This is a genomic window from Pseudomonas sp. TH49 (assembly GCF_016650625.1).
In the GTDB taxonomy this organism is placed as follows: domain Bacteria; phylum Pseudomonadota; class Gammaproteobacteria; order Pseudomonadales; family Pseudomonadaceae; genus Aquipseudomonas; species Aquipseudomonas fluorescens_H.
This window is the reverse complement of the sequence record NZ_JAEKFL010000002.1, coordinates 1,285,657-1,298,381: the sequence shown is the minus strand read 5'-3', so window position 1 is coordinate 1,298,381 and position 12,725 is coordinate 1,285,657. Positions and strand designations below refer to the sequence as shown.

12 protein-coding genes are annotated in these 12,725 nt (G+C 62.4%); all 12 read left to right on the top strand.

What is annotated here, in order from left to right; translation table 11 throughout:
- Positions 1-241 precede the first annotated feature (241 nt).
- Complete coding sequence (locus JFU48_RS23265) at positions 242-604, top strand: c-type cytochrome (protein ID WP_003224454.1); 363 nt, start codon at positions 242-244, stop codon at positions 602-604.
- A 76-nt stretch (positions 605-680) separates the two neighbouring features.
- Positions 681-2,009, top strand: coding sequence for a D-arabinono-1,4-lactone oxidase (locus tag JFU48_RS23260; protein ID WP_201138523.1), 1,329 nt, complete (start codon positions 681-683; stop codon positions 2,007-2,009).
- 74 nt (positions 2,010-2,083) lie between these two features.
- On the top strand, positions 2,084-3,292 hold the full coding sequence (locus JFU48_RS23255; protein WP_201138522.1) for a DSD1 family PLP-dependent enzyme: 1,209 nt from the start codon (positions 2,084-2,086) through the stop codon (positions 3,290-3,292).
- A gap of 266 nt (positions 3,293-3,558) precedes the next feature.
- A complete protein-coding gene (locus JFU48_RS23250) occupies positions 3,559-4,170 on the top strand; it encodes a transposase (protein ID WP_080593238.1) in 612 nt (203 codons plus the stop codon).
- A gap of 74 nt (positions 4,171-4,244) precedes the next feature.
- Complete coding sequence (locus tag JFU48_RS23245) at positions 4,245-5,843, top strand: ShlB/FhaC/HecB family hemolysin secretion/activation protein (RefSeq protein ID WP_003224459.1); 1,599 nt, start codon at positions 4,245-4,247, stop codon at positions 5,841-5,843.
- Positions 5,844-5,855: 12 nt separating this feature from the next.
- On the top strand, positions 5,856-7,655 hold the full coding sequence (locus JFU48_RS23240) for a DUF2341 domain-containing protein (RefSeq protein ID WP_201137802.1): 1,800 nt from the start codon (positions 5,856-5,858) through the stop codon (positions 7,653-7,655).
- 11 nt (positions 7,656-7,666) lie between these two features.
- The gene (locus tag JFU48_RS23235; RefSeq protein WP_003224462.1) at positions 7,667-8,092 is read left to right on the top strand and encodes an ExbD/TolR family protein; all 426 of its coding nucleotides are present in this window, start codon (positions 7,667-7,669) and stop codon (positions 8,090-8,092) included.
- A 3-nt stretch (positions 8,093-8,095) separates the two neighbouring features.
- Positions 8,096-8,800 carry an energy transducer TonB family protein gene (locus tag JFU48_RS23230; RefSeq protein ID WP_201137801.1) on the top strand — a complete coding sequence of 235 codons (705 nt, stop codon included), beginning with the start codon at positions 8,096-8,098 and terminating at the stop codon, positions 8,798-8,800.
- A 53-nt stretch (positions 8,801-8,853) separates the two neighbouring features.
- A complete protein-coding gene (locus JFU48_RS23225) occupies positions 8,854-10,551 on the top strand; it encodes a putative porin (protein ID WP_201137800.1) in 1,698 nt (565 codons plus the stop codon).
- 18 nt (positions 10,552-10,569) lie between these two features.
- Positions 10,570-11,199, top strand: coding sequence for a DNA repair protein (locus JFU48_RS23220; protein ID WP_201137799.1), 630 nt, complete (start codon positions 10,570-10,572; stop codon positions 11,197-11,199).
- Positions 11,200-11,220: 21 nt separating this feature from the next.
- Complete coding sequence (locus JFU48_RS23215; RefSeq protein WP_003224470.1) at positions 11,221-11,691, top strand: YbjN domain-containing protein; 471 nt, start codon at positions 11,221-11,223, stop codon at positions 11,689-11,691.
- On the top strand, positions 11,688-12,635 hold the full coding sequence (locus JFU48_RS23210; RefSeq protein WP_201137798.1) for a peptidylprolyl isomerase: 948 nt from the start codon (positions 11,688-11,690) through the stop codon (positions 12,633-12,635). Before JFU48_RS23215 ends, JFU48_RS23210 begins: the two co-directional genes overlap by 4 nt.
- Positions 12,636-12,725: the final 90 nt, after the last annotated feature.

The following is a 12,725-nucleotide window of genomic DNA, read 5'->3' as shown; positions in this document are numbered from 1 at the left end:
GGTTTATGAAATCCAATGTGGGAGCGGGCTTGCTCGCGAATGCGTCCTTTCAACTGACATCCTCATGGCTGACACACCGCATTCGCGAGCAAGCCCGCTCCCACAGTTGAATCGTATGGTTTGAACATTTTCTGCTGGCCCCCGAAGTTCCCCTCACTGTCCCGCAATGCCCTCAACCCGCGGGCGCCGCTGCCTTAAGGTGGGCTCACAACAATAAACGGCATCCCACGCGAGGATCGTTATGCGGGCATTGCGATTGACCTTTTTGCTGGCGCTGGCGATTGCGCTGCCTGGCTGCGGCGATGACGACAAGCCTCCAGCCACCCATCGCGTTGCGAGCAACGCCACCCCCTCCGACCCGGCACTGGCGCAGATCTACGCCAACAGCTGCCAGCTGTGTCACGCCAATCCGGCCGCCAACGCACCATTGACCGGCGACCGTAAAGCCTGGGAACCGCGTATCCAGCAGGGCGCCGACACGCTGCTCGACCACGCCATCAACGGCTACAACGGTATGCCGCCGATGGGCCAGTGCGTCGAGTGTTCGGAAGAACAATTCCTGCAACTGATCGGCTTCATGGCCGACCAGCCCCTCCCACAATAAGGGTGCGCGCATGAGCATGGATCTGACACGCCGGCAGTTGTTGCAGCGGGCAAGCATCGTCGGCGCATTCAGTGCGCTGGCGGCCAATCCCGCGCTGGGGCAATTGATGCGCGCACCGCGACTGATTCCCTGGCGCAACTGGTCGGGCGGGCAGAGTTGCCTGCCGGCGGCGCGATTGGCGCCGAAGAATCTCGATGAACTGAGCGCTGCGATTCGCCAGGCCCAGGGCAAAATCCGCCCGGTCGGTTCGGCGCATTCGTTCAGTGCGCTGGTGCCTACCGACGGCACGCTGCTGTCGCTGAGCTATTTCACCGGGCTGCTCGATCACGACCCGAAAACCCTGCAGGCCGAATTCGCTGCCGGCACGCCGATGTCGCGCATGGGCGTGCCGCTGAAGGACGTCGGCCAGGCGCTGCAAAACATGGCCGACATCGACTATCAGACCCTCGCCGGGGCGATTTCCACCTCGACCCACGGCACCGGCAAAACTTTTCAGTCCTATTCCGCCCACGTCTGCGGCATGCAATTGGTGACGGCCAATGGTGAGGTGCTGGACTGTGACAGCCAGCGCCATCCCGAGGTGTTCAACGCTGCGCGGGTGTCCCTCGGTGCACTGGGCGTGGCGACGAAAATCCGCCTGCAAAATCGCCCGGCCTATCGCCTGCGCGAACGCCAGTGGATCGCCAGGACCGAAGAGCTGCTGGAAGACCTCGACAAAAACACCCGCGAAAATCAGCACTGGGAAATGCTCGTGGTCACCCATTCCGATTACGCCTTGTCTATCGCCCTCAACGAAACCAGCGACCCGGCCACCCCGCCGATCCCGCCCGAAGAGGAGGGCGGCAACGAGTTCGTGACCCTGATCGAGAAGATCGACAAATATGGCAGCGATTTCCCTGAGCTGCGCAGCACGCTGCTCAACAGCCTGCGGCATCTGGCGAATTTCGATGATCGGGTCGGTGACTCGTTCGACATCTACGCCAATGTGCGCACCGTGCGTTTCAACGAGATGGAATACTCGGTGCCTGCCGAACACGGCCCGGCGTGCCTGCGCGATATTCTCAAACTGATTCGCGACAAAGACCTGCGCACCTGGTTTCCCATCGAGTATCGCTACGTGAAAGCCGACGATATTCCGCTGAGCATGTTCGAGGGCCGCGACAGCTGTTCGATTTCGGTGCACCAGCACTATCAGATGGATCACCACAACTTTTTCGCGGCGGTCGAGCCGATTTTCTGGAAGTACAACGGCCGCCCGCACTGGGGCAAGTTGCACACGCTCAACGCCCGCACGTTGCAGCCGCTGTATCCGCGCTGGCGCGAGTTTGTCGAGGTGCGTCAGGCGCTGGATCCGAGCGGACGCTTTCTCAATGCGCATCTGTCGTCAATTCTGGGGGTGAGCTGATGGCGGTCAATCGACGCAATTTCATGCTGGGCACGTTGGGTGTCGGCGCTTTACTGGTGGGCGTGGGCGCCTGGCTGCGACCGGGTGATCGAGGTGCGCCGTACAGTGAATATTTCCGCGCGCTGAATAATGAACTGAAAGACAAAGGCCCGATGCGCCCGGTGCTGTTGATCGATCTGGATCGCCTCGATCACAACATCGACGTGGTGATGCAGTCGGCCAAACGCGGCGGCAAGCAATTGCGTCTGGTGGAAAAGTCCCTGCCGTCGCCGGGGCTGTTGAGCTACATCGCGCAACGGGCCGGGACGCAAAAACTCATGTCGTTTCACCAGCCGTTTCTCAATCACGATGCGGTCAAGTTTCCGCAGTCCGACATTCTGCTCGGCAAGCCGTTGCCGGTGCGTTCAGCCGAGCTGTTTTATCAAAACCACAAAGGCTCGTTCGATCCTTCCAGGCAACTGCAATGGCTGCTCGACGGGCCTGAGCGCTTGCAGCAATACCTCGCGTTGGCGCAGGGGCTGGGCACGCGGATGCGCATCAACATCGAACTGGATGTCGGCCTGCATCGCGGCGGGGTCAGTGATGTGAATGTGTTGGGGCAGATGCTCACGCTGATCAGCGCCAATCCGCAGCATCTGCAGTTCGCCGGGTTCATGGGTTACGACCCGTTCGTGGGCATGGGCGTACCGGGGATTCTCGGTTCGCCCGAGGAACTGTTCGCCAAGGTCATGGTGATTTATCAGCGCTGCGTGGATTTCACCCGCCAGCAGTATCCGACGTTGTGGAATGACAACCTGTGCCTGAACACCGCCGGCAGCCCGAGTTACCGCATCCATGAAAACGAGCGGCTGAGCACCGAGGTTTCGGTGGGCACGGCGATGCTCAAACCGACGCACTACGACCTGCCGTCGCTGGTCGATCACGTGCCGGCGACCTACATCGCCACGCCTGTGTTGAAGAGTACGGGGGCGGTGAACATTCCGGCGCTGGATGACAAGTCGCGGCTGTTCTCCTGGTGGGACACCAACCAGCGCCAGACCTTTTTCATTTACGGCGGCAACTGGATGGCCGAGTTCGAATCGCCGCCGGGGTTACAGAGCAATGGTGTGTACGGACGCAGCTCGAATCAGGAGATGGTCAACGGCTCCAACGCCGTGGGCCTGACCATCGAAGATCAAGTGTTCCTGCGCCCGACCCAGACTGAAGCCGTCCTCCTGCAATTCGGTGATCTGCTGGCGGTGCGTGGCGGCAAGATTGTCGACACCTGGCCGGTCTACACCTGACCCGAAAACACCTCAGATCCCCCTGTGGGAGCGGGCTTGCTCGCGAAGGCGTCCTGTCAGCTGACACCCCCATGGCTGATACACCGCATTCGCGAGCAAGCCCGCTCCCACAGTTTGATTTATGTGCCGCTCACACCCTCTGTAATGAAGCTTTTATGACAAAAGTTCGGTAGCACATAGCCAGTCCGGTCATGCCTATGTAACGCGCTTGAGGGGCCCAACGGGGCGCTTTTCACAAGCCGAGGCGGGACGCCGGGAGTGAGGCAATGGGGACTATGGAACGCTACTCGAAAGTGGGCATGCAGGAACTCGATCAGCGCCTGTCGAAGATCGTCGAAGCGGCGCGCAAGAAGCCGGTTTCGGTGTATCGCTACGGTGCGCCGTGGGTCTGGATCGTGTCGCAGGATGACTGGCAGGGTGCCTTGAAAGAGGTCTCCAGCTACATTCCGCCAGGCCATTCGCTGGTATTGCTGCGCCCGCAGATCGACGACTTGCTCGATGCCCATCAAGACCTGCTGCACGAACTCAATGCCGAGCCCGGCATGCTCATCCCCGCGCAAACCGTCATGCACATTCTGCTCCTGCAACTGCTGTATTCGGTGCCCAGCGAGCAGCAACTGTATGAACAGCTCAACTACAACCTGCTGTTCCGCTGGTTCGTCGGCCTTGGCCTGAACCAGAAAGTCTGGAGCTTCAACGTCCTCAGTCGCGACATCGCCACGCTCCTCAACAACCCGCGTGCGGTGCAGCTCATTCAGAAAATCATCGGCGAAGTGTTCTGCGGTGCCTTGCTGCAAATGCCCGAGTTCTCCTTGAACTTCGCGCTGTTGCATACCTGGCTCGGCAAGCACAGCGGTGCCGCGCACGTCAGCAATTAGCCGCGCCAGCCATTGGATGCAACACACAAGGCGTGCAACAGCGCCAACAGGTCATCGCGAATTCAGGGGGTAGTGTGGATCAGATTTTCACGTCACGGCTGGCGCTGTGGGGCTGGCTGCTGGTGACGGCCGGCGCGCAACCGGCATTCGCCGAAGAGGCTGCCGAAGCCGCTGCGCCGCAACGTCTGGTGGACGTCAACGAATACTTCGTGCGCGGCAACACCGTGCTCGACGCGCGGGCCATCGAAGAGGCGGTGTACCCGTTTCTCGGCCCGCAGAAAGCCATGAGCGACATCGAAGGCGCCCGCGATGCCTTGCAGAAGGCCTATCAGGAGCGCGGCTACCAATCGGTGTTCGTCGAACTGCCGGAGCAAGCGGTGGCGGATGGCATCGTCTATCTGCAAGTCAGCGAAACCAAGGTCGGCCGGGTGCGCGTGGTCGGCGCCAAACACTATTCGCCGCTGGACATCCGCGACAACGTCCCGGCCCTGAAAGAAGGCGAGGTGCCGGACTTCGCCAAGGTTCAGGGCGAACTGGCGCAGCTCAATAAAACCCCGGGCCGTCAGGTCATGCCGCTGGTGCGCGAAGGTCAACGCCCCGGCACCATGGACGTCGATTTGCAGGTCGAAGACCAGAACCCCTGGACCGGCAGCATCGGCCTCAACAACGACTACAGCGCCGACACCGAAAAGCTCCGCGCCGTGACCAGCCTCGGCTACAACAACCTGTGGCAGCTCGGCCACAGCATCAACCTGACATTCTTCACCGCGCCGCAAGACACCGACAACGCCAAGGTCTGGTCGGGCTCCTACACCGCGCCATTGACCGAGCGCTGGAGTGTGCAGTTCTCCGGTTATCAGTCCGACAGCAACGTCGCCACCATCGGCGGCAGCAATGTGCTGGGCAAGGGCCATTCCTACGGGGTGTCGGCGATCTACACGCTGCCGTCCAGTGGCAGTTGGTCGAACTCGCTGTCGGCCGGTATCGACTTCAAAGACTTCGACGAACGCCTGACCCTGTCCGGCGAGAGCGACAAGGTGCCGCTGAAATACGCGCCGTTCACCTTCGCCTACAACGGCTTCCGCTACACCGAAAAAAGTCAGCTTGGACTCGGCCTGAGCCTGGTCGCAGCCACACGTAGCATTTTCGGTTACGGCAGTTCCGACGAAGATTTCGACTACAAACGCTACCGGGCCAACCCGAGTTTCGCCGTGCTCAAGGGCGACAGCAATTTCACCTGGACTTTCGACAACGACTGGCAGAGCGCGAGCAAAGGCGCGTTCCAGCTGGCGTCGGGGCCACTGGTCTCCAACGAACAGTTTTCCGCTGGCGGCGCGACCTCGGTGCGCGGCTATCTGGCGGCCGAGCGCACGGGTGATGACGGCGTGTTGCTCAGTCAGGAACTGCGCACGCCGTCGCTGGCGAAATACGCCGGCAGCTGGATGCAGGAATGGCGCTTCTACGCCTTCGCCGAAGGCGCGCAACTGTACCTGCGCGACGAACTGCCGGACCAGGACGCCAGTTACGCCCTGGCCAGCGTCGGCCTCGGCACCCGCGCCAGCCTCAGCAAATGGCTGTCCGGCAGCCTCGACTGGGGCTACCCGCTACTCGAAGGGCCGAACACCTCGAAGCAGGAGTCGCGCCTGCACTTCAACCTTCAAGCCACTTTCTAAAGGAGCACGTTCATGCAGCGCCTCATTCTTTCGTTGTTGATCTGCCTGGGCTTTGTGCTCCCGGCCACGGCTCAGGCCTGGTGGCAGGACGACTGGCATTACCGCAAACAGATCGCCGTCGACACCACGCCGCAGGGCGCCGGGATCAATCAGGCGCTGGGCCGCACCGCGTTGCTGGTGCGCCTGCACACCGGCAATTTCACCTTCGATGGCGTCAAGGAAGACGGCGCGGATTTGCGCTTCGTCGCCGCCGATGACAAGACCGTGCTCAACCACCAGATCGAAAGCTTCGATGCGCTGATGGGCATGGCGCTGATCTGGGTCGATGTGCCGAATGTCGAGGGCGGCCAGCGTCAGGACATCTGGATGTACTACGGCAACCAGAAGGCCCCGGCGACTGGCAACGGCCAACTGACCTTCGATCCGAATTACACCGCGCTGTATCACTTCGACGGCGCTACCGGCACCCCGGCCAAGGACACCACCGCTTACGGCAACACCGCACAAAGCGCCACTGGCGCGGCGATTGACGGTGTGATCGGGCGCGCCTTGCAGTTCAGCGGTCAGCCGTTGCTGCTGCCGGCCAGTCCATCGTTGCAGCACAGCGCTGGCAGCGCGTTCACCTTCAGCGCCTGGCTGCGACTGGATCAGGCCAATGGCGAGCAACTGATTCTGGCCCGCCGTGAAGGCGCCAACAGTCTGCTGGTCGGGGTCAATCAGGGTGTGCCGTTTGTGGAGATCGACGGCCAGCGCGCCGTGGCCACTCAGCCGCTGAATCCGGGCCAATGGCAGCACGTCGCGCTGACCGCCGAAGGTTCGAAAGTCAGCCTGTACATTAATGGTCGTGAGAGTGCGACCCTCGCTCAGGCGATGCCGGCGTTCAATTCGGTGATGGCGATTGGCGGCGATCTGGCCGCAGGCCCGTACCAGCCATTCGTGGGCGCCATCGACGAACTGCGCCTGTCGAAAGTCGCGCGTCCGGCGCCGTTGCTGCTGGCTGATGCGACCTCCCAAGGTGCCGAGTCGAAACTGGTGGCCTACGGCGTCGATGAAGAACAGTCCGGTTTCGGCTTCGGCAGCCTCGGTTTCCTGCTGAACGCGGTGCCGGTCGACGCCTGGGTGATCATCGCCGTGCTGGTGCTGATGATGTTCCAGTCGTGGATCATCATGCTGCGCAAGAACCGCACCCTCAGCCGCGTGAGCAAGGCCAACGAGGATTTCCGCGAGCAATTCGCCAAGGTCGGCACCCGTCTGGAAATGTTCGCTGACGACGCGCAACTCGCTCAGCGTCTGCAGCATTCGCCGCTGTGGCGCCTGTACTCGGTGGCGGTCAAGGAAATCCGCACCCGCCGCGAGCAGGGCGCCGATACCTCCTCGGTGTCCGCCGCCACCATCGAAGCCATCCGTTGCTCGATGGACGGCGTGCGCACTCGCGAGAACCAGGCGCTCAGTTCGAAACTCTCGACCCTGTCCAACGCCATCGCCGGTGGCCCGTACATCGGCCTGCTCGGCACCGTGCTGGGGATCATGGTGGTGTTCCTCGGCACCGCGATGGCCGGCGACGTCAACATCAACGCCATCGCCCCGGGCATGGCCGCCGCATTGCTCGCCACCGCCATGGGCCTGTTCGTCGCGATCCCGGCGCTGTTTGGCTACAACCGCCTGATCACCCGCAACAAGGAAGTCAGCGCCGACATGCGCGTGTTCGTCGACGAGTTCATCACGCGTCTGGCGGAGATGCACGGCGAGAGCCAGTTCAGTGAGGCGTCGCATCAGCGCGGTCATCACGCCAATCACTCCGTACCGGCCTGAGGAGCACTGCCATGGCGTCTGTAAATGCCTCCCACGACGATGACGAAGATGCAGCGGTGGACAGCATCAACATCACCCCATTGGTCGACGTGCTGATGGTGGTGCTGGTGATGTTCATCCTCACCGCCACCGCGCAGGTCTCCGGGATCCAGATCAACCTGCCCAAGGCCAGCGCCTCGGTGTCGCTGTCGGAGGCCAAGACCAAGGCGATTTCGGTCAACGATGGCGGCCAGGTGTTCCTCGACGCCTACCCGGTGACCTTGGCCGAGCTGGAGGAACGCCTGCGCATCGAGAAGGCGCAGAGCCCGGACTTCCCGGTGATCGTGCGCGGCGACGCGACCGTGCAGTACCAGAAGGTCATCGAAGTGCTGGATCTGTTGCGCCGGCTCGAACTGTCTCAGGTCGGTCTGGTGACCGGCAAACCGACGCAGGGCTGAGTGATGACCGCACAACTTCCGATCGAGCCGCTGCCGGTGAAAAGGTCGCCGATGCGCTTTGTAAAGTGGGGCGCCGGGCTGCTGCTCGGCGCGCTCGCCGCGTGGTTCCTGTGGCAGTGGGCCAATGACATGAGCGGCATGCGCCGTGAAGCGCCGAAGGTGCCGACGATCATTCCGTTGCCGCCACCGCCGCCGCCACCTCCGGAAAAACCGCCGGAGCCGGAAACCCCGGTGGAAGAAAAGGTCGTCGAGCCTGAGCCAACGCCCGAGCCGCAGGAGGTCAAGCCCGAGGAAGAGGCGCCGCCATCACCGGCGGACGATCTGGCCAACCCGATGCAAATGGACGGCGATGCGCAGAGTGGCAATGACGCTTTCAACATCGGCGCCGGCAAGGGTGGCGGCATGGCCGGTGCGGGTGGCGGACGCCTGGGCACCGGCACCTACAGCCAGTTCCTCGCGTTCACGTTTCAGCGCTTGCTGCGCGAGAACCCCGACCTGCGCAACCTGGCGTTTTCGCTGCAGGCCGATGTGTGGCTGAGCAGCGTCGGCGAAATCACCCGGGTCGAGCTGGTCAAGTGCAGCGGCAATCCCGAGATCGACACCCAGGTACTGGCGGCGCTGCGTAACGCGCCGCACCTGAGCGAACGGCCACCGGCCTCCATGACTTTGCCTGTGCGCCTGTCCCTGCAAGGGCGGCGTCCGGGTTAACCCACTTATTCATTGCCAAGCATTCAAGCTTTGCCAAAAGGAGTTGTGTGCAGATGATTTCCAACGTGAATCGATTGTCCCTGGCGGTCGGCATGGTCATCGCGACCCTGGTCGGTCAGGCCGTGGCAGCGCCTGCGCCCTCGGAGAACGCCACGATCAATCTGATCCGCTTGCTGGTCGAGCAGGGCATTTTGAAACAGGACAAGGCCGACGCGCTGATCGCCCAGGCGCAGAACGAAGCCGCCCAGGCCAGGCAGGCAGCGGCATCGACTGCGGTGGCGGCAGGTCCGGTCGCAGCGCCGGGCGATGTGCGCGTGCAGTATGTGCCAGCGGCAGTGCGCGACCAGATCCGCGATCAGGTCAAGGCCGAGGTCATGGCCACCGCCAAGCAGGAAAACTGGGCGGCGCCCAACACCTTCCCGGACTGGGCTTCGCGTATCAGCTTCGATGGCGACATCCGCCTGCGCGACGAATCGCGCTACTACTCGGGCAGCAACAGCAACGAAATCGTCGACTTCGCCAAGCTCAACAACAACGGCCCGTACGACGTGAACCCCAACAGCAGCACCAGCCTGCCGCCGCTGCTCAACACCCGTGAAGACCGCACCAACCTGTTCCGCCTGCGTGCGCGTCTGGGCATGAAAGCGGTGATCTCGCCGGAGTGGACCGCCGGCATCCGTATCGGCACCGGTTCGGACAACAACCCGGTGTCGACCACGCAGAACCTCGGCGGCGGTTTTGCCAAGAAGGACATCTGGCTCGATCAGGGTTACCTGAACTGGAAACCCACCGATGAGCTGACCTTGACCGGCGGGCGCTTCGCCAACCCGTTCATGTCCACCGACATGCTCTATTCCAATGACCTGAACTTCGACGGTGTAGCGGCGATCTTCGACCACAAGCTCAATCGCGACTGGGGCGTGTTCGGCACCGTTGGCGCGTTCCCGGTGGATTACACCAACGACACCACCACCAGCAACGGTTTCGACAAGGAAGAAAGCGACAACAAGTGGCTGTACGGCGCGCAGATCGGCGCCAAGTGGGCGATCAACAGCAACAACCGCCTCAAGGGCGCTTTGGCCTACTACCGTTTCGACGACATTCAAGGGCAACGCTCCAGTCCTTGCGAGCCGTGGGCCGGCGCCCCAGGCTGCGACACCGATGGCACCCGTGCGGCGTTCATGCAGAAGGGCAACAGCGTGTTCCTGCTGCGCGACATCACGCCGAACCCGGCCAACCCGACCACCACGCCGCAGCCGCAATTCGTCGGCCTGGCGTCGGAGTTCAACCTGCTCGACCTCAACCTGGTGTGGGACGCCGACCTGCCGCAAGACTTCAAGTTGCGCAGCCAGGGCAACTACATCCACAACCTCGGTTACGACGAAGGCGACATGCGTAAACGCGCCGAGGGCCAGATTGTCAACAACCTCAACAGCAGCGGCGACATCGAAAGCGGCGCCAATGCGTGGATGGTGCAGTTCACCCTCGGCAATGCGCTGGTTCTGAAGAAGCAGGGCGACTGGAACCTCTTCGCCGGCTACAAGTACATCCAGCCGGATGCCTTGCCCGACGGCTTCAACGATTCCTCGTTCCACCTCGGCGGGACCAACGCCAAGGGCTACTTCCTCGGCGGCAATTACGGTCTGGCGAAGAACGTCTACGCCACTGGCCGCTGGCTGAGCACCGAGGCGGTGTACGGCGCGCCGTTCGACATCGACGTCTTGCAGCTTGAGATCAACACGCGCTTCTAAGGCGCCGGGAGTACGGTCATGCACGCACGAGTTTTACTGTTGGGGCTGAGTTTTTTCATGGCTCAAGGGGCCAGTGCCGAAGGTATGGAAGAGCGCTTGCGCACCCAGTTGCGCAGCACCACCCAGCAGTTGCAGGCCCTGCAGAGCCAACAGGCCCAGGCCAGCGCCGCGCAATTGGCGGCGCAGAACGAGGCCAAGGCTGCGCAGGCGCAGATCAAGCAATTGACCGCCGAACTGGCCAAGGCCAAAGGCGTGGCTGAGCAGTTGGCCGGCCAGCAGCAGAACCTGCACAGCCAGGCGCAGGCGCAAATCGCCGCCAGCAGCGAACAGGTCGGCAAGTTCAAGAAAGCCTACGACGAGTTGTTGGTCATGGCCCGTGCCAAAGAGGCAGAACGGTCTAAGCTTCAGGCGCAATTGGCTGAACGTGACACACAAGTGCAGCAATGTTCAGTCAAGAATCAGCAGATGTATGGCGTCGCCAAGCAGATCCTCAGCGCCTACGAAAACATCGATGTGGCCGAGGTGATGAAGATCCGCCAGCCCTTTGCGGGCAGTGCCCGGGTCAAGTTCGATGAGCTGGCCCAGGGGTTCGGTGACGAGCTGTACAAGACTCAATTCGACGCGCCGCAAGCCGCGCTCGCACACTGATTTACCAACAAGGAAGAAGTCATGACCCAATTGATCAGCCATGTGTCCCCACAATCCCTGACCGAAGTCCTGCAAGCGGCCGGTTATCGCGTCAACCAGACCGAACAGAACGGCATCGTGCAGTTGCTCAGCGCCAGTCAGGGCATCGGCTATGCCGTGCGTTTCGGCAACCCGGCGGTGGAGCAGGGCAGCTACGTCGATTTCACTTTCAGCTGTGCGCTGCGGGTGCAAGGTGAGTTGCCACAGGGCGTGGCCGAACAGTGGAACGCCACCCGGCGTTTTGCGCGGTTGTCGTTGCAGGGCGAGTTTCTGGTGATGGAGATGGACGTGGTGCTGGCGGCCGGTGTGAGCCACGATCACCTGCGCGGCAATCTGGAATTGTGGGATCGCCTGTTGCAGGAGTTCATCGTCTACCTGCGTGATTTCAGCCAGGCCGCACAAGCTTCGACGGCAAAAGTCGCTACCGCTGAGCAAGAGGAAGTCGCGCTGTGAAAAAGCCTGCCATGGTGATCGGCGCCGGGGCAGTGGCGCTGTTGGTGGTAGCCGTGGCGCTGGTGCTGCGACCGGGTGCTGACCCGGTTGCCGCCCAGCAATCGTCGCCGTTGGCGGCGGTTGCTGCGGGGCCGGCGGTGGCGCGGTTGGGTAATCAGCAAGTGACCCCGCAGGAGTTGCAGGCGCTGCTGGCGACCGTCCCGCCGGCGACTCGCGAGCAATTGCGCGGCAACCGTGAAGCGCTGGAGCGCTGGATTCGTGCGCGGTTGGCGGAAAAAGCCGTGCTGGAGCAGGCCGACGCTCAGGGCTGGGCGCAACGTCCGGACGTGGTGCGGCAAACCCGCGCGGCCAGCGAGCAGATCGTCTTTCGCGATTACCTGCGCTCGGTCAGTACAGTCCCGGCGGACTATCCGAGTACGGCCGAGTTGCAGCAGGCGTATGACGCCGGCAAGGCCAACTGGCAGACTCCGGCGCTGTATCGGGTCAGCCAGATTTTCCTCGCGGTGCCGGATGCCCAGAGTCTGGAAAACGTGCGCAAACAGGCGTCTGAGCTGAGCAAGAAAGCCCAAGGCGCCCCGGGGGATTTTGCCGCGCTGGCGACCCAGTATTCGCAGGATCGCCTGACCGCAGAACGGGGCGGCGATAGCGGGCTGCAACCGTTGCAGCAACTGGTGCCGGAGGTGCGGGGTGCGGTGGCGAAGTTGAAGGTTGGTGCGGTGTCCGAGCCGGTGCAGAGCGCGGCGGGTTTCCATGTGATCAAACTCACCGAACAGCAACCGGCACGTACCGCGACCCTCGACGAACTGCGCGATCAACTGACCCAGGCCTTGCGTGCGCAACGTCAGGAGCAGATTGCCCAGGCGTATCTGGACGGGATGCTCAATACCGCGACCTTGAGTATTGATGGGGCTGAGCTGAACAAGGTCCTGGAAGAGAAGCACTGATGGTGATTCACCGCAGATCCCGGGTGGGAGCGGGCTTGCTCGCGAAAGCGGTGGGTCATTCAACAAACAAGTTGGCTGGCATGGCCCCTT